Here is a 26,790-nt window from a genome sequence, read left to right as displayed (position 1 = left end):
ATGGGGCTTTTATCATTAAGCAATTTATCACCACAGATTAAGCAGTACTTGGTGATAACCGGTAATTATTGGGCGTTTACCTTAACCGATGGTGCACTGCGGATGCTGGTGGTGCTGTATTTTCACCACTTAGGTTATAGCCCGCTCAATATTGCCATGCTGTTTTTGTTTTATGAAATCTTTGGGGTGGTCACTAACTTAGTGGGCGGTTGGCTTGGGGCGCGTTTGGGGCTGAATAAAACCATGAATATTGGTTTGGGGCTGCAAATTATCGCCTTAGCCATGTTAGCGGTGCCGGCTGACATGCTTAGTATTGGCTATGTTATGTTGGCGCAGGCACTGTCAGGTATTGCTAAAGATTTAAATAAAATGAGTGCTAAAAGCGCCATTAAACTCTTGGTGCCTGTAGGGGCTGAGGGCAAGTTATATCAGTGGGTCGCAATTCTTACCGGCTCTAAAAATGCCTTAAAAGGGGTGGGTTTCTTCTTAGGCGGCTTATTACTGACATTACTTGAGTTCAGAGGGGCGATTATCTTAATGGCGTCACTGTTGGCGCTGGTATGGCTATTTAGCTTAGTTACGCTTAAGCAGGATCTAGGTAAAGCCAAGAGTAAACCCAAGTTTAAAGAGGTGTTTTCAAAAAGTCGTTCAATCAACATATTGTCTGCAGCGCGAATGTTTTTATTCGGCGCTCGTGATGTGTGGTTTGTGGTGGCCTTGCCAGTGTTTTTGGCGGTTACCTTTGATTGGGATCACTGGTGGGTTGGCGGCTTTATGGCAAGTTGGGTTATTGGTTACGGCATTGTGCAATCCTTCGCACCTTACATTACTGGTAAAAAGCATGGCCAAGTGCCTAGCGGCCGTGCAGCGGTATTGTGGGCCAGCTATTTATGCGTCATTCCTGCGGCTATCGCACTGGCGTTACAGATGGATTTTTATGTTCAAAGCAGCATTATCATTGGCTTACTGATATTTGGCGCTGTGTTTGCGGTGAACTCATCATTGCATAGCTATTTAATCGTGAGCTATGCCGACAGTGATGAAGTGTCCCTTGATGTGGGCTTTTACTATATGGCTAATGCCATGGGGCGATTAATCGGTACGGTATTATCTGGGCTAGTGTTTCAGTTTTATGGCCTAGAAGCCTGCTTGTGGATCTCGGCGGCTTTTGTTGCTATTGCAGCAGGGCTATCGACCAAGTTACCTGTGACCAAACTGAGCACGCACTAATTTACGCACTAATTAATAGTCACAATTATTGCCGACAGTGATGAAGTGTCCCTTGATGTGGGCTTTTACTATATGGCTAACGCCATGGGGCGATTAATCGGTACGGTATTATCTGGGCAGTGTTTCAGTTTTATGGTCTAGAAGCCTGCTTGTGGATCTCTGCGGCCTTTGTTGCTATTGCAGCAGGGCTATCGACCAAGTTACCTGTGACCAAACTGAATACGAACTGATTTATCGTTACAGTTACCGCTGTGCTATTTAATGGTCATTCTAAATAAAAAGCCCGTTTAACGGGCTTTTTCATCTTCATCTATCTTATTTGAATCATTGTTCTTGTTTGAGTACTTCGAAAGTGAAGCATTTGGGGGCTAATTTTTAACGTTTTTTAGTGTTGTAAAATTACTTAATTGTAATCATTTGATCGGATAAAGTGACATTTTATTCTGTTTGAAATCACGCCGCTATTGATTCAGTTGGTCACCCTTGTGAGGTTGATGTTGGTGATGTTTTTAAGTTGTAATTTGATTGCTACCTGTCTGCTCCTTATGAAAGCGCTATTTAGGCTTTGTGTTGTTATTTATAAGGCGTTATCAGGCTTTTAATCATCTAATAAAAATAATCATCCCGACTGGTATCTATTGCTTGAGTCCGTGCCATTGCTCGCTAAACTGCTCGTATCGTAGAGTTTAGTGAGTTAAAAATGTATGGATGTTTTCATCAGTTTACTAGGCATGTGTGCCTTGATTGGTTTAGCTGTTTTACTGTCAGAACGAAGAAAGGCTATTAACCTAAGAACGGTTATCGGTGCGTTAGCATTCCAAGTCGCCTTTGGTGCATTTGTAATGTACGTGCCAATGGGTCAAACCATATTGGATAGCGCTTCTAATGGCGTGATGCACGTTATTAGCTACGGCAATGAAGGCTTAAGCTTCGTGTTTGGTGACTTAGCCAAATTCAGTGTTGGATTCATCTTCTTAATTAACGTGTTATTTATTGTGGTATTTATTAGCTCGCTCATCGCCGTGCTGTATTACCTTGGCATCATGCAGCTGTTTATTGGCATTATTGGCGGCGCATTATCAAAAATACTTGGCACTAGCCGCGCTGAGTCCTTATCGGCAACCGCCAATATTTTTGTGGGACCGATTGAAGCCCCTTCAATGGTGCGTCCTTTTGTAAAACACATGACCCGCTCAGAGCTATTTGCAGTGATGACTGGCGGTTTAGCCTCTGTTGCTGGTGGCACCATGATTGGTTATATCCAAATGGGTGTTGATATTAAGTACGTGCTGACCGCTGCCTTTATGACTGCACCAGCAGGACTGTTGTTTGCCAAAATTATGTGGCCAGAAACTGAAACGCCTCGCAATGACATTGGTAAGGTCATGGATGAGCAAGAAGACAAACCGAGCAATGTACTTGATGCTGCCGCCAATGGCGCAGCGATGGGCATACAGCAGGTGATGATGGTTGCTGCGCTACTGATTGCATTTGTGGGATTGATTGCAATGGTTAACGGTCTTATCGGTGGCGTAGGTAGTTGGTTTGGTATTGCAGATCTAACGCTACAAGCCATCTTAGGTTACTTATTAGCGCCACTTGCATGGTTAATGGGTGTGCCTTGGTCTGAAGCGACCCAAGCGGCTTCATTTATCGGCCAAAAAATGGTGATTAATGAGTTTGTTGCCTATCTCGACTTCTTAAAAGTGGCTTCAGAGCTGTCGCCAAAAACCCAAATTATTATCAGTTTTGCCCTTTGTGGCTTCGCTAACATTGGCTCACTCGCCATGGTGATTGGCGGTTTAGCGGCATTGTGCCCAGAGCGTCGTCATGACCTAGGTGAAATTGGCATGAAAGCCTTAATTGCCGCTGCACTAGCAAACTTAATGAGCGGTACTATTGCCGGTTTATTATTTAGCTTAGCCGGCTAATAACCTTAATTTTTTACGCCTGCTTATCAGTAGCAGGCTTTTTATTGGAGTAACACATGACCCCACATATTAATGCCCCAGAAGGTGCTTTTGCTAAGACAGTTTTAATGCCTGGCGACCCTCTACGTGCTAAATATATTGCTGAAAACTTCCTTGATAACCCTAAGCTAGTGACTGATGTTCGTAACATGCTGGGTTATACCGGTGAGTTTCAAGGTAAGCCGATTTCAGTGATGGGTTCTGGTATGGGCATTCCGTCAATCTCTATCTATGCTAAAGAGTTGATCACCGAATACGGCGTTGAGAACATTATCCGTATCGGTTCTTGTGGCGCTGTGAGCGATAAAATTAAATTGATGGATGTGGTTATGGCAATGGGTGCAAGCACAGACTCAGCGGTTAACCGTTCGCGCTTTGCTAATACCGATTTTGCTATGATTGCTGACTTTAACATGTTGCGTTTAGCGGCTGATGCAGCTGAAAAACAAGGTGCAAGTTACCATGTCGGTAACCTATATTCTTCTGACTTATTTTATAGTGCAGATGAAGAACGTTACGACCTAATGGAAAAGTACGGCATCTTAGGCGTTGAAATGGAAGCGGCTGGGCTTTACGGCGTCGCTGCGGAATACGGCGCTAATGCATTAGCAATGATGACAGTGACCGATCATTTAAGACAAGGTTTACACTTGAGCGCTGAAGAGCGTCAACAGACCTTGAATGACATGATCAAGCTGACATTAGAAGCGGTAAGCCATTTAGACTAATGATGATAAGTGCTTACCTGGATGTAAACGCTAGGTGAGACTGCTTGTTAGTATGAAACCGTTATGCCACCCAATACCTTATGGTAATGGGCGGCATTTTTTATGGGCTTTATCAGCAGCGGGTCGATTAGCTTGTTAAGCGATGACTTGAATAACGCAGCGACTTAATAGACTTTATTTCATGGTTACCTTGCCGCCAATCATCTTAAAGGCAGGGGTACCAAGAACCAAGGTGTCTCTGGCAAAAGTGCTTTCACATTGCGGACATATACATGGGCTGGTGGTGTAATCATTTACAATGCGCTCTTTAAAGCATTTTACTAATGCGCCTTTACCCCCTTTGCGGTACTTAAAAAGTTGGGTTTTACATTTGCCACAGAAGATATCGACAGTGCGACTAGGGCCTTTAGGGTTGGGTTTTGCCATTAAAGTCTCATTCAGTAAGGTTAGCGACATCTTTTAAGCTGCTAATTGAGAAAGTGTGCAACGCACTTAGGTGCTATTATAATGCTTGTTGCTGTCACTTACTATGAGTGCAGTGCTGTCAAACTTTTTGAATATTAATTAAGTGTATTTTACACACATAACAGCTTTTTGAGGTGGTTTGAAAGTGACTTTGTTTAATCTTCGTGAGTGAAATCTCTCTCTAAATAGTTAATAAATACTACAATTGGGTGGTTGTGGTGAAAGAGTAACTACTCTTAACTGTCATAATGTAATAATTATTTGTGTTTTTTCTTTAAGATAAAATGTGTGAACTCACTCACTCAAATTTGATATACTACTGTTTTTTATCGTTTTATTTTCTTTTTGGTTTTTGTTGAAAATGAATCTAAATCATAAAATGCGACTGCAAATAAAATAGCCGAATAACTATTATGTGTTTGATCACACATTTGCTATATTGTAGTACAATTAAATGGGGCTTTTAGATTATAGTCAACTCAAGCGTATTAGATTAAGGTTGAACAATGGAACTTAACACGATTGTTGTCGGAATATATTTCTTATTCCTGATTGGTATTGGTTGGATGTTTAGAACGTTCACTAACAATACAAGTGATTACTTCCGTGGCGGCGGAAACATGCTGTGGTGGATGGTTGGTGCATCGGCGTTTATGACGCAGTTTAGTGCTTGGACCTTTACCGGTGCTGCAGGTAAAGCGTACACCGACGGTTTTGCCGTCGCAATATTGTTCTTAGCCAATGCCTTTGGCTACCTGATGAACTACCTCTACTTCGCTCCTAAATTCCGCCAACTTCGCGTTGTTACCGTAATTGAAGCCATTAGAATGCGCTTCGGTAAAGTTAACGAGCAAGTGTTTACTTGGACTGGCATGCCAAACAGCGTTATTACCGCGGGTATTTGGTTAAATGGTTTGGCTATTATTGCCTCTGGCATCTTTGGCTTTGACATGACCACCACCATTATCCTAACGGGTCTTGTGGTATTAGTGATGTCAGTGACTGGTGGTTCTTGGGCGGTTATCGCCTCAGACTTCTTGCAAATGCTGGTGATTATGGCCGTAACCGTTACTTGTGCGGTAGTGGCAATTATTCAAGGTGGTGGCGTAAATAACATCATTGAAAACTTCCCAACTGAGTCATTCATTGTTGGTAACGACATGAACTACTTGAGCATCTTTGCTATGTGGGGTGTGTTTATCTTCTTAAAGCAGTTCAGTATTACCAATAACATGCTGAACTCATACCGTTACCTTGCTGCAAAAGACTCTAAAAATGCCCGTAAAGCAGCATTGTTAGCGTGTATTTTAATGACCATGGGCCCATTAATTTGGTTCATGCCAAGCTGGTTTATAGCTGGTGAAGGGGTTAACTTGGCACTGGCTTACCCAGATGCAGCTGGCAAAGCCTCTGATTTTGCTTACCTTTACTTTGTAGAAACTTACATGCCTGCAGGTATGGTTGGGTTATTGATTGCGGCCATGTTTGCAGCAACCATGTCTTCTATGGATTCTGGTCTGAATAAGAACTCAGGTATTTTTGTTAAAAACTTCTATGAGCCGATTGTTCGCCCAACAGCGAACGAGAAAGAGCTAGTGGTGGTTTCTAAGCTAACCTCTACTTTCTTTGGTGTTGCGATTATCTTGGTGGCATTGTTTATCAACTCGCTCAAAGGGTTAAGCTTATTCGATACCATGATGTACGTGGGCGCCTTGATTGGTTTCCCGATGACTATCCCTGCTTTCTGTGGCTTCTTTATTAAGAAAACGCCGGACTGGGCTGGTTGGGGTACCTTAGTTGTCGGTGGTTTTGTTTCATTCTTTGTGGGCTTTATTATTACCCCAGAAATGATAGAAACTGCGTTTAACTTAGACAATCAGTTAACCTCTCGTGAGTGGTCAGAGCTTGTGGTTGCCATTGGTTTAGTGGGTCACTTAGTGTTTACTGCTGGCTTCTTCGTGGCATCAACATTGTTCTACAAGCCATTAACTGCAGAGCGTCAAAAAGATGTAGATAAATTCTTCGAGAACCTTGATACACCGTTGATTTCAGAAGGTGAAGAGCAGCAGAAATTAGATAACAAGCAACGTAAAATGCTCGGTTCACTGATTTCGGTGGCAGGTATTGGGATCATGTCAATGTTCTTCATTCCTAACGAAATGACCGGACGCTTTATCTTTATCTTGTGTGGCGGCATTGTACTTACCGTGGGTCTAGTGTTGATTAAAGCGGTAGACGACAAGATTGAAGATGCAGCCCTTGAGGCAGAAGCAAGCAATAGCTAAGCTTTAAATATGGTTAGATTGAACCGTTAACTCAGTTCCCTACAAAATGTTGACCATGAAAACCACCTAGTTATCTAGGTGGTTTTTTTTTGGCTATTTGCCAATGGGAAATTGAGTATTTCAAACTTGGTTTGCTGATTTAAAAAGATTAACGTTGTAATTAGAAGTGAGTGTTGGCCATTAAGCCTACTCGTTATTTCGATTTCGATTTTGATTTGCTAGAGTACTTATTAATCAATAGCTTTGCTGAATGTACAGTCATTGGCTGGCTATAAACGTTATGTTCTAAAGGGATTTAGATGCAAAGAAATAATTTACTTATTGTTGCTGCGTACTTAAGCTTTTTCGCTGCGTTATTACACATCGGCTGTATTTTCGGCGGGCCGGATTGGTACCGTTTTTTCGGTGCTGGAGAGGGGATGGCGCAGATGGCTGCAGCTGGTGACTCATACCCAACGATAGTCACGCTTATCATCGCTGCTATTCTAGCGGGCTGGGGCTTTTACGCCCTATCTGGCGCAGGGGTTATCTTCAAGCTTCCTCTATTAAAAACCTGCTTAGTCTTAATCTCCGCAGTGTATTTAGTGCGCGGTATTGCAGGGTTAATTGTACCGTTTTTCACATCCGATCCCCTGGTGCACCAAAACTCGCTAACATTTTGGGTTGTCAGTTCTGTCATTTGTTGTATTTTCGGTGCTTATTACCTGCTGGGCACAATAAGGTTATGGCGATAGGTTTTTAGTTATCAAACTTCGTTTGCAGTTTAAAAAATCAAGATCTCAAGCTCGAAATTAACGATAAATGCTAGCTAATGAGTGTTATTTTTAGCCAAAGAAAGCCAGCTTGTCGCTGGCTTTTTTTGGCTTGTAGCTGGCTTAGTTACTGACTTAAATGACCCACAACACTACTGTTTCAAGTTCAGCTTATAAAAACTCACTTGGGTGTAATCTCCTGCGGCGACGCCGTTGTTAGTGCATCCCGTGCCCCAAACTGGGTGCGCAGTACCTTGATTACATTGGTTATAAGCACCGGCTTTAAAGTACATGTTGTCGCTGCCATAACCTTGGTCAATGGGGTGACCTGGGTAAGGCTGACTTAAATCGGTTTTAAATACCTTGGTTTGGGCGGCATCGGTACCAGGATTTTTGACAAAGGTTAGCGTCATCAAGCTGCCGACAACATTGACGTCATAGCTAAATAGCTCCCCTAGCTTGATGCCATCAACAGGGTCGTCACTTTGCTTGGTTAACGTATCGCTGCCCCAAATTGGAATAGGGATATCGTAGCGTTGGTCTATATCTGCTGGGTAAACTTCATAGTTCCAAAACAGTGAACCATATTCATGGTTTGGCATTTTGCGGTAGTAAATTTTAAGTGGTTCAACTTTACTTGATCCATGAATTTGGCCAACCACCACCGAGTGGGATGGGAATTTACTGTCATCGCCACTAACACTAACCCAATCAACCGCAACGGTGGCACTTAACTGGCCGCCGATAGCGCCATAAGCTTGCTTGTTAGGGTGAGTATCAATGACAAAGTTATTGCTTGGGTGCTTGGGGTTGACCTTGGTCCCTTCACCATTGAGCATGATCCGCAGTTCAGAGCGGGCATTAGCGCTGTTTTTAGTAGTGGGTGCTGTGTTAGGTGATGCCATTACCATGGCGCCAGTTTCAGGGTGGCTGTAAAACCAAAAGTGGTTAGTGTACGGGCGCACGCTATCGTTAAGTTCATCCACTTCAATTTCCATTACTTGACCTTGGCGCGCAGGGCGATGATCAGGAATAGGCAGATTGATTTTCATTTGCGATAAATCAAAATTTTGCGCAGGTGCCAGCGTCGGGCTTAATGCTTGGCTGAGTTTGGCTTTGTAGGCTTGCTGCTGAGTGGCTAAGTCTGTGGCGGCATAGGCGCTTGAACAAAGCCCTATTGTCATCGCTGTAGCAATGGTAGTTTTTATTAAACGGTGTGGCATCTTGCCTCCTGTTTGACACTATAAATAACACACCCAGTAGCGTTTGCGACTGGGTGTTAGGATTTTATTAATGATTATTGCTTGTGATAAAGCAGCTCAATGTCACGCTGCTCCCACACTTCGGCTAAGTTCTTTTTAACGCTGAACTGGCTAAAGTCGGTGTCTTTGGCAAGCTTTATCCACTCAGGTTTATTCAGTGACTCACCGGCTTTTAAGTAGATGCTAGTCATGCGCTCAACGCGGCGACGGTCATCTTTTTGTGAGTAAGGCCATTTCACTGCGGGATCATGGTAGTTGGCCATTAACTGGATACCTTGAGCCATCGAGCCGCCTTTGTCGTTTTCATAGTTCCACAAATCAACCCCGACTTTTTCACCGAGTTCAGCAATGCCCACTAATGGCACAATACTGAAATAGTGGTAATGGTAGGCACGAGTACGCTCAATCTCATGTGGTTGTGAGCCGTCAGCTTCAAACTGGGTATCAACCCGCATTTTTCCTTTTTGCACCATCTGTTTAGTCAGGTGATCATTACCAATAAAGTAAGCGATGCTGGCCACTTGGAAGTCATACCAAGTGCCATGGTTATTAGCCGCTGCCGCCTCACCTTTAGGGCCGCCAGACAGATCATCAACAATTAGCCAATCTAAGTACTCGCTGTACCACTGCTTAATTTGCTGCTCATCTTGTTCAGTCCAATGCTTTGATTGCGACAAAATAGCAATGGCATCTAGCATTCTGTCGGCAAGGGTGCGGGTATCAATAATACCGCCTCGACGTCCTTCTGCTCTGCCGGGAACCCCTTGACCGTAATTGACGTTAGGGTTCATTTTAGTGGCTTCATTCAAGAACCATGTACGCACAAATTCGATGCCTTTTTTGGCATAGGCTTCATCTTGGCTAAAGTAATACGCTAAGGCGACCGCGCGGGTTGAGCGGGTAAAGTTGCCAATGCGTCTAGAGTCAGTTTCTGTGGTTTTTGAGGCTGGGTTGGTTTTGCCATCGTGGCGGAACCACGGCAAACCATCAGCTTTGGTTTCATCTGGCCACCAATAAGGGCTGATACTCATGTAATCATGTTTGTCGCCACTTGGTGGAGTCATGCCTTTTTCAGCCACACTAAAAGGTGCTTGTTTCATGGCGATGTCGGCTTCTTCAAGCAAGCGTTCATAAGCTTGCTTCATTGAGGCGCTAGCATCTTTGCTTTGAAGGATGGTGCGATTTTGCTGCAAAACATCTTCATTTAAGAACACAAAATCGGCGGCTTGTACTTGGTGACTGAGTGCTAATGCACTTATAAGTAGTGCAATTGGGCGTAGGGTCATTTGGGTCACAATATCATCCTTCATAGAATTTGTTATAAAGATTAAATAATACAAATAGGGTAGTTGTCTAGCGGTTTCGATGCTGTGATCCAGATCTTATTGTATTGTGTTAATGGCAAACTATTGCGCCATTTGCTACTAACTTAGGTTTATTTGGTTTTTAATTAATGGTTTGAGTGTAGTCTTATATGGCGTCAGCCACTGCTTATATAAGGTTTATAGTAAATAGTGCTGCTAACCCTTATTGTAAATTTGTCATACATTAATGCGGCGTTTGGGCTGAATGGAATTAACGCTTATAAGTTAATGGCAGCCTTATATTACGGCTGCCATTTACGTTTAACGCTACTGGTGCTGGATTGTGATCTTGTCAAATGACACTTCAAAAATCTGATTTTGGTAGTCTTCGTCAGGTTGGATTTGCGGATAAATTCCAGCTTTGAAGTAGTAAGTCTCCTCTAACCAAGCTTCTGTTAAGCTGTAATACTTACCGTCTTTTGCCAGTACAGGCTCGCCCCAAGCTAGGGTTCTTGCTGTGGTGGTATTATTGATCTCAGTGGTGATTGTTAATCCTTGCTGGTTGGCCACAATGTCATAGTGCCACTGAGTACCGGCATCCACTGTGCCTAGTTCAACACTGAACGACTGGCAGCTATCACAGCTGTCGTTATTAGGGGCAAAGCTATCGTTCAAAATGGCGCGGATTGGTTTGTTTGGTCCATCCCATTGCAGTTTAACCAGTGCTTGTTTTATTTGATAAGCGTGGATTTGGCCGACAATCACTTTAGGATCTTGGCCATTTATCTGTGGGTATTGCTCTATGCGCAGGCTGCTTGATAGTTGATGTTGTTGATTTATAGCCCAGTTTTGATTGCTGCTACTGCAAGGGTCTTGGGTTTGATAGTGATATAGCTCTCTTAATTCTGAACGTACATAAGATGAATTGATGGTAGTCGCGCCACTATCACCTAAGTTGACCTGAAAATACATGCGCTCATCACTGTCATCAACCCAGAAGTAGGGTTCGTTGGTGTCGTTTGATAGTCGAGTTTTACCGCTACAATCAGCTGGAATTAGCTCTGCGGCAGAGTCGCCACCCGTGCCGTAGTAATCATCTTTACTCACAGGTAGGGTGAGTTTCCATTGATCTATGTTCCAACTGCAACTTTCACATTCTTCAGGCGGAACCGTTTCTTCGGGCGGAACCGTTTCTTCAGGCGGAACCGTTTCTGAACTGCCACCTCCGCAAGCAATTAGCATAAAAATAACACTGGTTAAAAGCGGCACTGATGTCTTTTTAGTCATTTTTTATCCAAATCCCCTCTAATTAATAAATAATACAATAGATCCAGTGCTTTTTGATTGCTATTATCCGAACCATAAATGTGACCCGCGTCAAAAAACAAGATTAACGTTTTTTGACTTAAATGGTCAAGTTTTTTAAGTTGCTGTTTTTTATAGTTTATATGGTTTAATTTTGATTGTTGCACTTTTGATAATAAAAAAGTTTAAAAAAGTTTGCGCAATATCACAGATATGATGCGACAAAAATAAAACAATAACATAATACAAATAAGGGGGACGGTTTAATGAAGATTAGCTTAATTGCAGGTTTAGTTACGTTAAGTTTACTGGGCGGATGTGCCACCGAAAATTATTCAAAAGTTGATGAGGGTACACAGACTAATAAGGTCGCAATAGACAATATTGTTGCTCACGAAAAAGCAGTGATTACTTCAGGCTCAATCAAGGCCATTGATAGCGCAGCGTTAAAAAGCAAGCTGGCTTCACTTGCTGATGGGGAAGAGTTAATTCTTGAACCGGGCAAATATGCTGATTTAGGTCGTCTCGATATCACCGCGAGTAACGTTGTTATTAAAGCAAAAGTACCAGGGCAAACTTGGTTTACCGGCTTAGTGCAGCTAAACCTTGTGGGTAACAATATTACCCTCGATGGTGTGGTCTTTACCGAAGGTGGCCCTGCTGAGCGTATGGGCGGCATCACTTTCCGCGGTAATAACAACACTCTACAAAACTCGATGTTTTACTTCTTCAATGATAAATACGCTTATCAGCCAGATTCTAAGCGTGATGAATATCCAAAGTATTTATGGTTATCGCTTTACGGCAAAAACAATCAATTATTGAACAACACCTTCGAAGGTAAGCATAAACGCGGCACCTTGATAGGTATTCAGAAAGCTAAAGGTGACGAAACTGCAGATAACCATGTCATTAAAGGTAATTTGTTTTATGACCAAAAGCATAACCAGTATGAAGAGTTCGATATTAGCGATGCGATCCGTTACAACTCAAATAGCTGGGAAGCCATTCGTGTCGGCGATTCAAAAAGCTCAATCTATCCATCAAAAACCACCATTGAAGGTAACCTATTTTACGAGTGTGATGGTGAAACAGAGTTAGTGTCATTTAAGTCAGCTGGCAACGTGCTACGTGGTAACACCATTATTAACAGCGCTTCAATGGTGTCATTGCGTCACGGTATCAACAATGTGGTTGAAGACAATGTCATCCTTGGTAATGGCAAACGTTACTCAGGTGGTATTCGCTTATATGACGAAGGCCATATTATTCGTAACAACTACATTGAGCGAGTCATGGGTACCGGCAATGTCCGTGGTGGCATCGCCATTAATACCGGCATTACCGATGTGCAACAAGGTGAGCGATTAAGCCAAGACGTCAAAGGTAAAGGCTTAAACAAACAAGCGACGCCAAACAAGGTGTTAATCGAAAACAACACTGTTATTAACTCGCGTCAAAACGTCTTATATTCAGACAAAAAACACCGCGTAAGCCTCTATGACAATCAAAAAGTATCGACGGTATTTGCTGGTGTCGATATGACCTTTAATAACAACTTATCTTACGCAGCAGTGAAAAAGTCTTTAGCCCTAAAAGGTAATGATGAAGTAGCTAAGCTGGTTAACCCTACCTATAACAACGAAGTCTATTTTGGTCCTATTCAAGCCGTGAATCTACCAGCAGAAGGTATTAGCACTGCTGAGCCAAAGCTTATTGTTGCACCGAATGGTTTGCTTGAAGCGGCAGATTTAGATGTGGGCGCGAAGGGCTTAAAAGTACTGACCATGGCAGATGTTGGTGCCAGTTACACAATCCAAAAGTAATGCAAAAAAGAATTCGATTAAAATAATAAACTTAGAAAAAAGGAAGTTGTATGAAACTTAATAAATTATCGTTATTTATTAGTGCTGTTTTCGCTGTAACAACGCTATCTGCCTGTGATTTTTATGATAAGCCGATAACTGAAGATCCAACAGACCCTACTGATCCAACAGATCCAACCGACCCAATTGAACCGGTAGGCGATTTAGTCCCTGATTTGGTATTTAGTGATGCTGATTTGAGCACTCTTAAAGCGGCTATTGACGGCGCGACTGACGTTAATGAAGATGGTCAAATCGTTATCTTATTAGATAATACTGCCAGCTTTAGCGGTTTAAGCAATTTAGTCTTAGACAGTGAAACCCCATTAGTATTATTAGGTGGTGAACCGACTTATGATGGCCTAGAAGGCTCTGAATATGGCGCGGCGGCACAAATTACAGGTGGCGAAGGTTGTGTGGTTATCTCTGCTGATAACATTCAGTTACGTAACATTACTTTTAAAGACGTTACTCCAATCTGTAAAGACAGTTCAACCACCACCCTAATCAACGTAGGTACTTCATCATCAATGGGTGAGGCTTATGAAACCGTTGAGAGTAAGCCTGCTGGCGTGGTGTTATCACAACTGACCATTGATGGTGAAAACCTTGCATCAAATGGCCAGGATGATCCATTAGATTGGATTATGGTGCGCGGTGAAGGCACTCAAATCATCTATAACGCCTTTACTAACAAACCGACAGAAGAAGGCTCTTTCATTACTGTTCAAGGTACGAGTTCATCACATAAAGATGTGGTTATTAGTCACAACCATTTCAGCAACTTAGCCCTTGATAACCCTTTTAGCGGCACCAATGACGTGTTTGCGATTCGTTTAGGCACTTCAAGCTCATCTAAAACAGACTATGTGACCAATACACTCATCAGCGACAATCTATTTACTGACGTAAATGCATCACGCCGGATGATCTATGTGCGTTTAAGTAGTAACACTATTGAAAATAACACTTTTATTAGCAGCAATGGCTTTGTGTCATTAGAAGGTGGTGAAAACAACACTGTAGCTAGCAATATTATGATCAACGATGGCTCAGGTGAAGATGATGGTAAGTACGAAGCGGGTATTCGTATTATCTCTAAAGGCCACACAGTGACTAATAACTATGTCTACAACAATAGCCGTTCTAAAACCGGTAATGAAGTGGGCGCTATTTCAGTACTAGATGAAGAAATCGATGCTGGCGTAACGCTCAAAGCCCCATCAACAGTTGCTAACAACACGATTGTGAGTGCCAAACAAGGTTTCATCTTTGGTAAATCTGGTGCATGTACCGATGACTCAGTGGTTAATCTTACCGACAACCTAGTGGCAAACGGTGTTGACGGTGTTGATTCTAGTGACAAGGGTGTACGTGATGACTGCTTACTTGGTGAAGGTTCTACTTGGTCTGGCAACATGTTTGCGGTAACCACGTTATCAAGCAATGGTAACTACGAAGAAGTGACAGGAGAGCGTGAAAACTTAGGTAATGGCACTGCTGAATTAACAGAATCTGCTGAAGATTCAAAATTATTCCTTGCAACTCCAGAAGGTAATGTTGCTGGTAAAGGCGCAACAGGCTTAGTGATCCTTACTGAAGCAGAGGTTGGCCCAGAGTCAGCTGAATAAGCTCGCGTTATTAACTGGATTTGATTAAAAAAATAATTAGGAATATCAGAATGAAAAAGTATTTAGCAATTGCTGTTTTAGGTGCCTTAAGCTTTAACGCTGCAGCAGAAGATGATGATAATCTACGCCCTGGTAAAAGTACCATTGCCATTAAATGGGAACATAAACTGCTTGATGGTCGTACCGACCGCCCTAAAGTCGAGTTTGGCCATCGTATGCGCAACGGCTTTAAGTTTGGTGTTGAACAAGCGTGGCAATATGATCGCAGCAAGTCTGAAAAAGAAGTGGGTTTTGCCCCTGAGCAGTACGAGTTGACATTCAAAACAGATTATCAAACGCGTTGGGGCGATAATAACGAGCACCAGGCGGGCCCAGTATTAGATTATCAAACCAAAGAAACTGCCAACAGTATCCGATTTGGTGGTTACTATGGTTATAAAATTAATAGCGATTGGCAGGTAAAAGTGCGTGCACGTTATAGTCAGCACCTTGACCGTATCTCACTAAAAGATGATCCGGCCGATAGCTACTACCGCGATGACAAAAACAAAGAAATGCGTTACGACATGTGGCTGACGTACCGTTGGGATAACTTCCGCTTTGTTTATAACTTGATCCACTATAGCAAAATCTCATCATACAAGAACGACAGTGGTGTAGAGCAGCATGTATACAGTAATGGTGATCGCAGTTTATTTGAGCACGAGTTTACCGCGAACTACCGTTTCCCACATGCGAAAAAGCACACAGTATACGGTAAATTTAAGCTGAAAACTGAGATGCTTAAAGACAGCCATATGGTAGAAAACAGTGGTTACGATTGGTACGGTAAGCGTGATAACGCTATCGAGCTTGGTTATAAATACAGCTTCTAATGTTTAGCTGTTAATTTAATGAATAAATAACTATTGGGATTTTATCTAATTCCTTGGTTTTTAGTGATTAATTAACAAGAAGTCTGACTTGAAATGCTGCTTTGTCCTTGGTGACAGGCAGCATTTTTTTTACCCTTAACACTGAAATAAAGATTATTTTTGATTTTTGTGAGCTTGTCAGTATTAACTATGAACAAGGATTAAGTATTAATCTTCAATTAAGGTTATTATAATTACATTAATATTATTACTGGTCTAAAACTGGTGAATGTTAAACGATGCCATATACTAGTTAAAAGAGTATCAGTCGGCGTTATAGTTCATTGTAAAAGACATAGTTTAACAAACTTTATTGGCTGACAAGTGTAATAGATTTCACTGTTATTACTTGCTAATCATCTAATATATAGAGTAAAAATATTTTATACTGCTGACTTTAATATTTGCGTCAAGGCCTAACTTAGCTAAAATGTTGTGGTTATCAATTGCCATTGTTAAACCTCTGCTTATCAGCAAGGCTCCTTTGCTTTGTATCTTTGTGATACAAGTTATTATGTCTTTTGTATTAATTAATGTGTAAATCATAGGTGGGTATTACTACATGAGCACAAAATTTACACCAATTGGTGGCGAAAAACGCAGCTTACATGTGCAAGTGGCATGTGAAATGGCTCGTAGTATTATTTCTGGTGATTTGCCACAGGGTGAGATTATCCCTGGGGAAATGGACCTTTGTACTCAGTTTGGTGTCAGCCGTACCGCATTGCGAGAAGCGATTAAGCTATTGACCTCTAAAGGTTTGTTGGAGTCTAAGCCCAAAGTCGGTACCCGAGTGCGAATGCAAGAGTATTGGAATTATCTTGATTCTCAATTACTTGACTGGCTCATTGACATGGAAAAAACCGAGCATCTCTATCAAGAGTTTTTATCGCTGCGTAAAGCGATAGAGCCTGAAGCCTGTGCTTGCGCCGCCCGCAATGCCACGGTTGAGCAGCGGATGCAGTTATCCGCACTATTTCAAGAAATGGATCGAATTTCTAAAGGGTTTGACCATGAAGGTTGGGTCGATGCCGATTTAGAGTTTCATCGGTTAATCTTTATTTCGACTGGTAACAGCTTCTTTTTACCGTTTGCCAATGTGTTGACCACCATGTTTAAGAGCTTCTTCCACCATGCCTCAAAGCGTGGCACTACCTGTATTGAAGAGCATCGTTTAATTTACGAAGCGATTATGGCGGGTAATGCAGAAAAGGCTCGTCAAGCCAGTGAAGAGTTGCTAAATCAAAGTGACCAAGAATTAGAAGCGATTCAGCAGTAAGCTTTAATCGCTAAAAAAGGCCAACTTGTTACTGACAGGTTGGCCTTTTTTTGTGAGCTGTTCTATAAGTTAAAAAGTAGCAGTTTTTCGCAGAAGATTGCTGTCTGGTTAACGTTTTATTCCTCAAAATGCGTTAATATTAAATCATACAAATGCCAAGGTTTTTGACCTTGGTATCTACCCGTCGCTGATTGAGAGAAGATAATGGATGAATCGCTAATTCCTAATATTGTTGATTTTATTGGGCAAATTGACCCGTTTGATCAACTGTCAGGGGACGTTTTAAAAGATGTTGCCAGCTGCATTAGTATTACCTACCTTGGCCGTGGTGAGCAGATCCAATTCAGCGACGGTTCGAATGAAAAATATTTATATATTATTCGTACCGGCTCCATGGAGCAGCGTAAGCCTGACGGGGTGTTGCGTTCAAAAATGGGCCCTGAAGACTTATTCGGGTTTACCTTTTTAGAGCCCCTAAAGAATATCCTCGATGGTTATACCGCGACCGCCATCGAAAACACCTTGCTGTATTTAATTCCTCATTCAAAACTGCTTAAACTGACCGCCCAACATCAACAGTTTAGTGAAAGTATCTCCTCAGCGGCGCAACTGCGCTTACGTTCGGCCTTAAATGTGGTGTGGTCCAATAAAGAGAAAGGCCTATTTTTAAAGAAAGTTTCTGAAGTGGCCAGTGGTCATGCTGCAGTGGTTGATATTGATATGAGCATTCAAGATGTCGCCAAAGAAATGCGTGATACCTGCCGCACCTCAACCGCAGTTATCAAAAAAGACGCTAACATTGTTGGCCTTATTACCGACCGAGATATGACCAAGCGAGTCATTGCAGATGGCCTTGATATTAGTTTGCCTATTCATACGGTAATGACTACGCCTGCTATTACCATTGGCCCTGATGATTTAATTTTAAAAGCGGCATCTTTAATGATGCAGTCGGGTATTCGCAGCTTACCTGTGGTACGTGGCAATGAAGTTTTGGGGTTACTAACCTCGTCGCACTTGGTGCAAAAACATCGGATGCAGGCGATTTTCTTAATTGAGAAAGTCAAATACACCGAGACTACAGCAGGGTTGGCAGAGTTAACTTCAGAGCGGCAAGCGATTTTTGAGGCCCTAGTTGATGGCAAGGTAAGCGCCGAAATTATCGGCCAAGTGATGTCGATGATCATGGATGCCTATAATCGCCGCTTAATTCAAATGGCCGAAGAGCAATTTGGCGCACCACCTTGTGATTACAATTGGGTGGTTGCAGGCTCCCACGCCCGCAATGAAATTCATATGCTGTCAGATCAAGATAGCGCCATTATTATGGATGACAGTGCGACAGAAGAAGATAAAGTTTACTTTATTAAGCTTAGTGAATTCGTTAATCAAGGCTTGGATGGTTGCGGCTATCCCACCTGTACCGGTCATTACATGGCATCGAACCCTAAATGGTGTCAGACCTTATCTGTATGGAAACAGTTTTACCGCAAGTGGGTCAGCAATCCCCAATATGGCATGCTGATGAATGTCAGCGTATTTTTAGAGGTGCGAAGCTTACATGGCAATGCTAATTTTTCCGCTGAACTGCAGCAGCACTTACATCAATTAATTGCCCAAGATCATCAGTTTTTGCATTCGCTGGTTACTGATGCCGTTCGAGTGCAGCCACCTTTAGGGATTTTTAATAAATTGGTGGTAGAAAAAAGCGGTAATAACACTAAGGTGCTTAATATTAAAAAGTATGCCTTGAATTTAATTGTCGATTTAGCACGTATTTATGGGTTAGCTGTGGGGTGTTCAGAGTCAGGGACTCGACATCGTTTTGAGTATGCCGTGAATCAAAATCTACTCCATGAAGATGACTTTAAAGATATTATTGAGGCCTTCTATTTTGTGACTCAAGTGCGTTATAACCATCAACTATCGGCATTGCGTCAGGGGCAAAAACCCAATAATCACATGGAGCCGAGCTCGATCAGCTCATTTGAGCGTAAACATTTAAAAGATGCTTTTAGAATTATCAGTAACCTTCAGGATGCGGCCAAGCTTCGCTTTAGTGGTAATTAAATGATAAAAAAATGGCTAAACCACTTTCACCCACTAACGCGACTCAATAAAGCCAGGCAGGATTATATTGCTGCGCATCCGCAATTACCGGATTTTTTATTGGCGTTATTAACCCAGCCGTTGCCAGAGCTTGGAGCTAAGGTCACTGAACTCACCTATTTATCGCTAGACATTGAAACCAGTGGTTTGGATGCTAAGCAAGATCATATTTTGAGTGTTGGTTACGTTACTATGCGTGGCAAGCGAATTGACTTAGCCAGTGTCGGCCATACCTATATTAAAGGTGTGGTGAGGCCAGAAACCGCGGTGATAAACCACATTATGCCGCAGATGGTTAATCGGGCGCAGAAGTTGGATATTGTGATGGAGCATCTGTTTCGGCAGATGCAGGGTAAGTTACTGTTAGTGCATGGTAAGCAAGTTGAGCAGCAGTTTATTGATCATTATTTGATGAAAAAATATCAGCTACCACCCATGCCACTGTTGTGGCTTGATACCTTAGCGATTGAAAAGTCGATGACCTTGAACAAAGCTAGTCAACAAGATGGTGATTATCGACTGATATCGATACGACAGCGTTACGGTTTACCTGAATACCATGGTCATAGTGCCTCGGTTGATGCAGTGGCTACCGCAGAGCTTTATTTGGCCTTATGCACGAAATTATTTGGCAATCAAACAGGAGAGATTAAGCAGGTCTATCGCCCTTAACGTTGTGGTTTTATCGTGGTTTAGTTAGCTGCAGGCATAAAGCGAAAAATCCCCAATATCCATATTGGGGAAAGAATACCACCGGAGTGGGAGTATGATTTTTTTATTATTATTTGAGCATGGGGATTAGGTTTTCGCTAGTTTCTGCACTAGCTTTTATATCGGATTTAAAATGATGATTTGGTCTTTCTGTTAATCTTTTAATAAGCGCTGCAACTTGCTCATTTGCAGCAACTCATAATATTCACCACAGGTATTAGTTTAGTGCAGCTACCGCTTCACGAACTAAACGGCCAATTTCATCCCATTGCTGATTATCAACTAAATTCGCTGGCACCATCCAAGTTCCACCACAGGCAACCACAGCATCAACAGCTAAGTAGTCATTGATGTTTTTTGGTGAAACGCCACCAGTAGGCATGATTGTTACTGGGTAAACAGCGGTTAATGCTTTTAGCATTGATATGCCGCCAGAAGGCTCTGCTGGGAAAAACTTAACTGTGTCTAAACCCATTTCCATTGCTTGCTCAACTAATGATGGGTTGTTTACACCAGGGATAATCGGCATACCGCGTTGCTGACAGTATTTAACCGTGCTTGGGTTAAAACCTGGGCTAACAATGAAATCCACGCCTGCATCAATAGCCGCATCTACCGTTGCTGAATTTAATACCGTGCCCGCACCAATTAACATATCAGGGTAAGCTGCGCGCATATTCTTAATGGCTTGAGCCGCTGCTGGAGTACGGAAGGTAATTTCCGCACAAGGCATACCATTTTCAACTAAAACTTGGCTGAGTTTCACCGCATCATCGGCATTTTTTATGGCAATGACCGGGATAACTTTTAGCTGTTTTAGTCTTTCGTTTAGCGTGCTCATATTGTTTCCTTTTGAATAATAACTAGCGGTAATTCGCCCAAATGGATTACCTAAAACTGTTGCAGAAAATACTTAGCGCTATGAATCAAAGGCCATTGGTATTGCTGGCATTACGCTGATATCAATGATGGCACCTTTGTGCTGGATCACTTCACTTGCTAATGCATGACCGGTAAGCGCTGACTGTTGTTGGCTTGCGCCCAGTAAACGTTGTGACAAATACCCAGCAGCAAATGAATCGCCCGCTGAGGTGGTATCAACCACAGTTTCTACTAAGGTGGCTGGCACACTAACTTGGCCGTCTTTGGTGACGATGAGGCACTCTTCTGCACCGCGCTTAATGACTACTTCGCTCATGCCTGCACTGAGGCTGCGATCGATACAGGTCGCCAGTTGCGTGTCACCAAACAAGGCTTGTTCGTCTTCAAACGTGAGTAAGCCAATATCGGTTAGGGCCAACATTTTAAGATAGCTTTCTTGGGCCTGTTGATGTGACTGCCACAATCTGGGACGGAAGTTATTATCAAAAATAATCTTGCCGCCATTGTCTTTACACTTTTGCAGGACGTCGAACAGTATTGCTCGGCTTTTAGGGGTTAAAATCGCCAAGCTAATACCTGATAAGTACAACACATCGTATTGACTGATCGTTGTTAGCAGTGTTGCTGAAGCGTGTTCTAACCAGAATTTTGCCGCGGCATCATTACGCCAGTAATGGAAGCTTCGCTCACCTTCGTCATCGACTTCGATAGCGTATAAACCTGGCAGCTTTTCAGACATAATTTGAACGTGCTGGGTATCTATGCCTTCTTGTTGCCAGCTTTTAAGCATGTTTTGGCTGAAGGGGTCTTGACCTAAGGCACTGAAGTAGCTGATGGTCATATTTTTATCTTGAGTTAATCGAGATAAATACACCGCAGTATTCAGGGTGTCACCACCGAAGCTTTGGACAAGTTCGCCATCACGTTGTTGCAGTTCAATCATGCATTCGCCAATGATACCGACCTTTAACATAGACATATCAGCTCCTATTTGGCTTTATAGAAAATCTTGACGAGCAGGATTGAACATATCAATTAAAATGCTGTCTTGCTCTAACGCGACGGCACCATGCATCACCATTTTAGGCGCAATATAAGCATCGCCAGCTTTAAGCACTTTTTTAACACCATCGATTTCAGCTTCAAAGCTGCCTGCAGCCACATAACCAATTTGATCGTGAATGTCGTGAGTATGCGGGTGGCCGATGGCACCTTTATCAAATTTTACAAATACAGCCATTAAATCAGGAGTATAACCAATTATTTTGCGGCTCAAACCATCACCTAGGTCTTCCCAAGCGGTTTTGTCGTCTTCATAAAATGCGTTCATTACAATCTCCTTTTATTGTCGATAGCAGCAAGTAAGCTATATTCATCAGGCCTTAGTGCTTGATTGAACTTTGTGGTATCGACTATTTATCTTGGCTAAAGTTGCCGCTCAATTTGTACGTTAATCGAACGCCACCTTGTTTAGTATGATCTAAGTGTACTAGTAAAATACTTTTATTTGTAATACAAATCTACCGTAACTGTGATCGGCTTCGTATTTGTTTTATATTATTTTACAGGTCATACATCTATCTGATTGATTTATCGGGTTAAAAATAAATTATGTAATTTATTCATTATTTTAATAAGCACAGTTGATAGTGAAAACTAAAACTAATAGTCAGTGATCCAAGTCTATTATTAGTTTATATATGCTGAAATTTTTGTTTATTTGTATTATTTTAGATTCAGATGAGCACTTTTAGTTTGAGGTTAATATGTCGCAAGCCATTAAAGCGGTACTTTTTGAACAGTCGGAAATCACATCAATCGCCAATGAATTAGGTAAAGATAGCCTAATGGGTAAAAGCTTAACCAAGTTAATTGAAGATACTGACGCGTTTATGGCGTTAGGGGTTGAAGTCCCTGGCCATAGTGAAGCGGGTGGTTATGCACATAATCGTCACAAACAAAACTATCAATATATTAACCAAGCAGGACGTTTGTTTCTGGTAACAGGTGAAGACAAGTACGCTCAGTATACAGCTGACCTGTTACTTGCTTATGCAGATAAGTATTTGAAGCTTGATTATCATGAGCAATTGAACACTAACCCACCGGGTCGTTTGTTTCATCAAATCCTCAATGAACATGTCTTCCTGCTTTATTCTAGCTTAGGTTATAGCTGTATTCGCCATTGGTTATCTGCTGAGCAGCAGCAAACCATTATCGATGGTTTATTCCAGCCAATGTTAGATATGTTTACTGATAAGTATGCATTCGATTTTGACCGCATCCATAACCACGGCATCTGGGCTGTAGCAGCTGTTGCCATGTGTGGTTTAGCCATCGATAAGCCTGAATATGTTGAAATGTCTATTCACGGTCTTAAAGGTGATGACATTGAAGGTGGTTATTTAGCGCAAATCAGTAAGTTGTTTGCTCCTTCTGGCTACTACATGGAAGGTCCTTACTATCATCGTTATGCCATTCGTCCACTATGTTTGTTTGCTGAGGCGATTCACCGTCACCGTCCTGAGCTAGATATCTTTAACTTTAACGGTCAAGTCATTGGTAAAACCGTTAAAGCAATGCTGGCAACAGCTTATCCAAATGGGGTATTCCCTGCATTAAATGATGCTTCACTGACCATGGATATTTGCGATGCGGGTGTGATTGTGGCGCTGAGCTTATACGCGAAACACTATGGTATTGATGATGACATCTTAGGCATGGCGCAGATTCAAGATACAGTGTGGGTTAATGCTTGTGGCCAAGCACTTTCAAGCGCTTTTGATAACAATGAAGCTGCTTTAAACCCTTGCTGGGCCAGTGTTGAGCTAAACGAAGGCCCAAATGGTGATCGTGGCGCGCAGGCATTTTTACGTATGCAAAGTAATAAAGGCGATGTGAGCCAGTTAGTGATGAACTACGGTCAACACGGCATGGGCCATGGTCACTTTGATACCTTAGGAGTGAGCTTCTTTAACAATGGCCAAGAAGTATTACGTGAATACGGCTTTGGTCGCTGGGTTAACGTGGAGCCAAAATTTGGTGGTCGTTACTTAGATGAAAACAAATCTTATGCTCGCCAAACTATTGCCCATAATGCGGTAGCGGTAGATCAAAAGTGTCAAAACAACTTTGACGTTAAATTAGCTGATAGCCGCCACGGTGAACCACACTTCTTTAGCGGTGATGATAAAGAAATTCAAGGTGTGAGTGCATTTTGTCGTGACTTCTATGAAGGGGTTGATCAGCAACGTAGCTTGCTCATGATAAACGACGAGCGTTTAGCACAACCCATCTTGGTTGATTTATACCGTTTAACCAGTGAGGTGGCGCATCAATATGACTACGCACTGCATTACGATGGTCAAATCGTGCGGACAAACTTTGATTATCAAACTCACGCCGAGTTATCGACGCTAGGTGATGATTTTGGTTATCAACATCTTTGGAATGTTGGTCAAGGTAAAGCAAAAGACACCACTTTAGTGAGCTGGTTACAAGGTAGCAGCTATTATACTTGGCTTACGGCATCAAGCGAAGAAGACGAAGTTATCTTTACTCGCAGCGGCGCCAATGACCCATCATTTAACTTACGCAGCGAGCCAGGCTTAGTATTACGTCGCAATGCAAAAGACACGCTATTTGCCAACGTACTTGAGACTCATGGTTACTTTAATGAAGCCATTGAAGCCAGTACTGAAGCCCGCGGCCAAATTACCGAGGTTAAGGTTATTGGCACCAATGAGCAGGGATCGGTCATCGAAATTATCGCTAAAGATTACTCAATCATTGTGATGGTCAGTAACCAAGTTGGCGTGACTGACGAGAGCAAAACTAGCGTGACATTTAACAATCAAGATTTCCAATGGCAGGGTTACTTTGCTGTTGAAGTAAGAGGTTAATACCATGAGTTACCAACCATTATTAATGAGCTTTGAAGAAGCTGCCGAGTTACGTACTCATCTAAATACAGACAGCTTAATGGGCCGCTCTATTGCTACTGAAGTGGCAGCTCTAGAAGCTTATCTACCTGTCGGCATTGAAATTCCTGGCCACGGTGAAGCGGGCGGTTATGAGCATAACCGCCACAAGCAAAACTACATCCACCTGGATTTAGCAGGGCGTTTATTCTTGATCACTCAAGATAAGCGCTACCTTGATTACGCTAAAACCATGTTGGTTGAGTACGCTAAGGTGTATACCAGCTTTGAGCTGAACACTAGCCGTGACTCAAACCCACCAGGGCGTATTTTCCATCAGACACTGAATGAAAACATGTGGATGCTGTATGCATCTTGTGCTTATTCGTGTATTCGTCATGAGTTAACCACTGACGAACAACAATTAATCGAAAACGACTTATTCCGTCCTATGATTGACTTGTTTGTTGATACTTATGCCCACGATTTTGACATCGTCCATAACCATGGCCTTTGGGCTGTGGCGGGTGTGGGTATTTGTGGTTACGCCATTAACGACCAAGCCAGTGTTGATAAAGCACTTTATGGCTTAGCGGGTGACAGCGTATCAGGTGGCTTTATTGCTCAGCTTACGCAACTGTTCTCGCCAGATGGTTACTATATGGAAGGTCCGTATTATCACCGTTTCTCGCTTAGACCGATTTACTTATTTGCTGAGACTATTCAACGTCGTCAGCCTGAAATCGATATCTATAACTTGAAAGATCAAGTGATTAAAACCACCACTTACGCCGTGATGTCTACCGCGTTCCCTAATGGTGTGTTGCCAGCCCTTAATGATTCATCTAAAACCATGGACATTAAAGACGAAGGGGTACTGATTGCCACTAGCGTGTGCTTTAAGCGTTACTCCCAAGATGACAACCTTAAATCAATGGCTGTGCATCAAGATAAGGTTTGGGTACATGGTTCAGGTGCCGCATTATCTGACGGTGTAGCAAACTCTGAAAAACTCGCCGGTTTTAACTGGGGTAGTTTACAACTCACTGACGGCCCACAAGGAGAGCGCGGCGGTATTTCAATTTTACGTCATCGTGATGTTAAAGCTGACGATAGCATGGCGCTACTATGGTACGGCCAACACGGTAGTGACCATAAATTGCATTCAGCATTAGATCACGGTCATTTTGATGGTTTACACCTCAGCCTGTTTAATCACGGTCAAGAAGTGACTCACGATTATGGCTTTGGCCGTTGGGTTAACGTTGAGCCAAAATTTGGCGGTCGTTATATTCCTGAAAACAAAAGCTACTGCAAGCAAACTGTTGCTCACAATACAGTTGTGGTTGATGAAACCAGTCAAAACCAAGGTGACACCGCCACTGCTGAAGCACGTTGGGGTGAACCGCACTTCTTTGTGGCAGGTGATAACAACATGCAAGCCATGAGTGCATTTGTACGTGGCTACTACCCAGGGGTTGATCAACAACGCACAGTAGTGATGTTCGAAGTTGCCGGCATTGCTAAGCCAATCGTATTGGATTTATTCCGCTTAACCAGTGACGAGCAGCATACCTATGATTATGTAATGCATCACAGCGGTCAAATTATCCGTACTGATTTTGAGTACCAAACGGCGTCTAAGCTTAAGCCTGTCGGTGAAAAATCAGGTTATCAGCACTTGTGGAACATTGCTTCAGGCAAGGTTGATCAGCAAGGCAGCTTGGTAAGCTGGTTAATGGGCAGCAGCTACTATTCAATGGTGAGCAGCGCAACCCAAGACAGTGAAGTCATTTTTGCCCGTACTGGCGCCAATGATCCTGATTTTAACTTACGCAGCGAGCCGGTAATGCTGTTACGTCAGCAAGGCAAGACGCATTTATTTGCTAACGTCTATGAAACCCATGGCTATTTCAATGAAGCGATTGAAGCGAGCACTGATGCTCGCGGTCAAGTGAGCAAGGTTGAAGTACTCACTCACACAGCTGATGCATCAGCTGTGAAACTGACGCTGGTGTCAGGCCAAGAGGTTAATGTGTTTGTATCAAACAAAGCTGATGTCAATGCAGACAGCCACACAAGCCTTGAAATTGCTGGTAAAACAGTAAGCTGGAAAGGTGAAGTGCATATTGGTTAATGGCCAATAAGGCTGCCTAATAAGCAGTCTTATTTATTACC

At 42.5% G+C, this 26,790-nt stretch carries 20 protein-coding genes and 1 pseudogene; 14 read left to right on the top strand and 7 right to left on the bottom strand.

What is annotated here, in order from left to right; translation table 11 throughout:
• The 4 genes and pseudogenes from arsJ to deoD all read left to right on the top strand — a co-directional run bounded on the left by arsJ (nucleotide 1) and on the right by deoD (nucleotide 3,928).
• The gene (gene arsJ / locus BCU57_RS18580) at nucleotides 1–1,230 is read left to right on the top strand and encodes an organoarsenical effux MFS transporter ArsJ (RefSeq protein ID WP_102436364.1); all 1,230 of its coding nucleotides are present in this window, start codon (nucleotides 1–3) and stop codon (nucleotides 1,228–1,230) included.
• Between the two features lie 30 nt (nucleotides 1,231–1,260).
• A pseudogene (locus BCU57_RS18575) lies at nucleotides 1,261–1,460 on the top strand (hypothetical protein); the annotation flags it as partial.
• A gap of 474 nt (nucleotides 1,461–1,934) precedes the next feature.
• Nucleotides 1,935–3,161: a NupC/NupG family nucleoside CNT transporter gene (locus BCU57_RS18570; RefSeq protein ID WP_102436362.1), complete on the top strand. Its 1,227-nt coding sequence runs from the start codon at nucleotides 1,935–1,937 to the stop codon at nucleotides 3,159–3,161.
• Between the two features lie 56 nt (nucleotides 3,162–3,217).
• Nucleotides 3,218–3,928, top strand: a complete 711-nt coding sequence (deoD, locus tag BCU57_RS18565; RefSeq protein WP_102436360.1) for a purine-nucleoside phosphorylase — start codon at nucleotides 3,218–3,220, stop codon at nucleotides 3,926–3,928.
• Between the two features lie 174 nt (nucleotides 3,929–4,102).
• Here deoD and BCU57_RS18560 read toward each other — a convergent pair whose 3' ends face one another.
• Nucleotides 4,103–4,354: a hypothetical protein gene (locus BCU57_RS18560; protein ID WP_102436464.1), complete on the bottom strand. Its 252-nt coding sequence runs from the start codon at nucleotides 4,352–4,354 to the stop codon at nucleotides 4,103–4,105.
• 545 nt (nucleotides 4,355–4,899) lie between these two features.
• On the opposite strand from BCU57_RS18560, the gene BCU57_RS18555 reads away from it, so the two are divergent.
• Together BCU57_RS18555 and BCU57_RS18550 are read left to right on the top strand one after the other, a co-directional pair.
• Nucleotides 4,900–6,678, top strand: coding sequence for a sodium:solute symporter family transporter (locus BCU57_RS18555; RefSeq protein WP_102436358.1), 1,779 nt, complete (start codon nucleotides 4,900–4,902; stop codon nucleotides 6,676–6,678).
• 299 nt (nucleotides 6,679–6,977) lie between these two features.
• Complete coding sequence (locus tag BCU57_RS18550; protein WP_102436356.1) at nucleotides 6,978–7,412, top strand: hypothetical protein; 435 nt, start codon at nucleotides 6,978–6,980, stop codon at nucleotides 7,410–7,412.
• A gap of 170 nt (nucleotides 7,413–7,582) precedes the next feature.
• On the opposite strand, the gene BCU57_RS18545 is transcribed toward BCU57_RS18550, so the two are convergent.
• The 3 genes from BCU57_RS18545 to BCU57_RS18535 all read right to left on the bottom strand — a co-directional run bounded on the left by BCU57_RS18545 (nucleotide 7,583) and on the right by BCU57_RS18535 (nucleotide 11,283).
• On the bottom strand, nucleotides 7,583–8,653 hold the full coding sequence (locus BCU57_RS18545; protein ID WP_102436354.1) for a polysaccharide lyase family 7 protein: 1,071 nt from the start codon (nucleotides 8,651–8,653) through the stop codon (nucleotides 7,583–7,585).
• 74 nt (nucleotides 8,654–8,727) lie between these two features.
• On the bottom strand, nucleotides 8,728–9,978 hold the full coding sequence (locus BCU57_RS18540; protein ID WP_102436462.1) for an alginate lyase family protein: 1,251 nt from the start codon (nucleotides 9,976–9,978) through the stop codon (nucleotides 8,728–8,730).
• A gap of 345 nt (nucleotides 9,979–10,323) precedes the next feature.
• Entirely contained in the window at nucleotides 10,324–11,283 is a 960-nt protein-coding gene (locus tag BCU57_RS18535) for a polysaccharide lyase family 7 protein (RefSeq protein WP_102436352.1), read from the bottom strand.
• Between the two features lie 284 nt (nucleotides 11,284–11,567).
• Between BCU57_RS18535 and BCU57_RS18530 the strand changes: the two genes are divergently transcribed.
• The 6 genes from BCU57_RS18530 (at nucleotide 11,568) to BCU57_RS18505 (ending at nucleotide 19,771) form a co-directional block, all read left to right on the top strand.
• Entirely contained in the window at nucleotides 11,568–13,127 is a 1,560-nt protein-coding gene (locus BCU57_RS18530; protein ID WP_102436350.1) for a polysaccharide lyase 6 family protein, read from the top strand.
• 50 nt (nucleotides 13,128–13,177) lie between these two features.
• Nucleotides 13,178–14,797, top strand: a complete 1,620-nt coding sequence (locus BCU57_RS18525; RefSeq protein WP_102436348.1) for a chondroitinase-B domain-containing protein — start codon at nucleotides 13,178–13,180, stop codon at nucleotides 14,795–14,797.
• Nucleotides 14,798–14,847: 50 nt separating this feature from the next.
• Entirely contained in the window at nucleotides 14,848–15,672 is an 825-nt protein-coding gene (locus tag BCU57_RS18520) for a hypothetical protein (RefSeq protein ID WP_102436346.1), read from the top strand.
• Between the two features lie 601 nt (nucleotides 15,673–16,273).
• Entirely contained in the window at nucleotides 16,274–16,990 is a 717-nt protein-coding gene (locus BCU57_RS18515) for a FadR/GntR family transcriptional regulator (RefSeq protein ID WP_076541842.1), read from the top strand.
• A 204-nt stretch (nucleotides 16,991–17,194) separates the two neighbouring features.
• A complete protein-coding gene (locus tag BCU57_RS18510) occupies nucleotides 17,195–19,060 on the top strand; it encodes a DUF294 nucleotidyltransferase-like domain-containing protein (protein WP_102437251.1) in 1,866 nt (621 codons plus the stop codon).
• A complete protein-coding gene (locus tag BCU57_RS18505; RefSeq protein ID WP_102437249.1) occupies nucleotides 19,061–19,771 on the top strand; it encodes a 3'-5' exonuclease in 711 nt (236 codons plus the stop codon).
• A 256-nt stretch (nucleotides 19,772–20,027) separates the two neighbouring features.
• Here BCU57_RS18505 and BCU57_RS18500 read toward each other — a convergent pair whose 3' ends face one another.
• From BCU57_RS18500 to BCU57_RS18490, 3 genes are all read right to left on the bottom strand, one after another.
• Entirely contained in the window at nucleotides 20,028–20,651 is a 624-nt protein-coding gene (locus tag BCU57_RS18500; RefSeq protein WP_102437247.1) for a bifunctional 4-hydroxy-2-oxoglutarate aldolase/2-dehydro-3-deoxy-phosphogluconate aldolase, read from the bottom strand.
• Between the two features lie 78 nt (nucleotides 20,652–20,729).
• Nucleotides 20,730–21,671, bottom strand: coding sequence for a sugar kinase (locus BCU57_RS18495; protein ID WP_102437245.1), 942 nt, complete (start codon nucleotides 21,669–21,671; stop codon nucleotides 20,730–20,732).
• A gap of 18 nt (nucleotides 21,672–21,689) precedes the next feature.
• A complete protein-coding gene (locus BCU57_RS18490) occupies nucleotides 21,690–22,022 on the bottom strand; it encodes a cupin domain-containing protein (RefSeq protein WP_102437243.1) in 333 nt (110 codons plus the stop codon).
• A 436-nt stretch (nucleotides 22,023–22,458) separates the two neighbouring features.
• On the opposite strand from BCU57_RS18490, the gene BCU57_RS18485 reads away from it, so the two are divergent.
• Nucleotides 22,459–24,594, top strand: a complete 2,136-nt coding sequence (locus tag BCU57_RS18485) for a heparinase II/III family protein (protein ID WP_102439905.1) — start codon at nucleotides 22,459–22,461, stop codon at nucleotides 24,592–24,594.
• A gap of 4 nt (nucleotides 24,595–24,598) precedes the next feature.
• Nucleotides 24,599–26,749 (top strand): heparinase II/III family protein, encoded by a 2,151-nt coding sequence (locus tag BCU57_RS18480; RefSeq protein ID WP_102475843.1) that lies wholly within the window; start codon nucleotides 24,599–24,601, stop codon nucleotides 26,747–26,749.
• Nucleotides 26,750–26,790: the final 41 nt, after the last annotated feature.

It is taken from the genome of Shewanella sp. 10N.286.48.B5 (genome assembly GCF_002874355.2).
In the GTDB taxonomy this organism is placed as follows: Bacteria; Pseudomonadota; Gammaproteobacteria; order Enterobacterales; family Shewanellaceae; genus Shewanella.
Note: the sequence above shows the minus strand (reverse complement) of the source record. Positions and strands in the feature narration are given on the sequence as shown.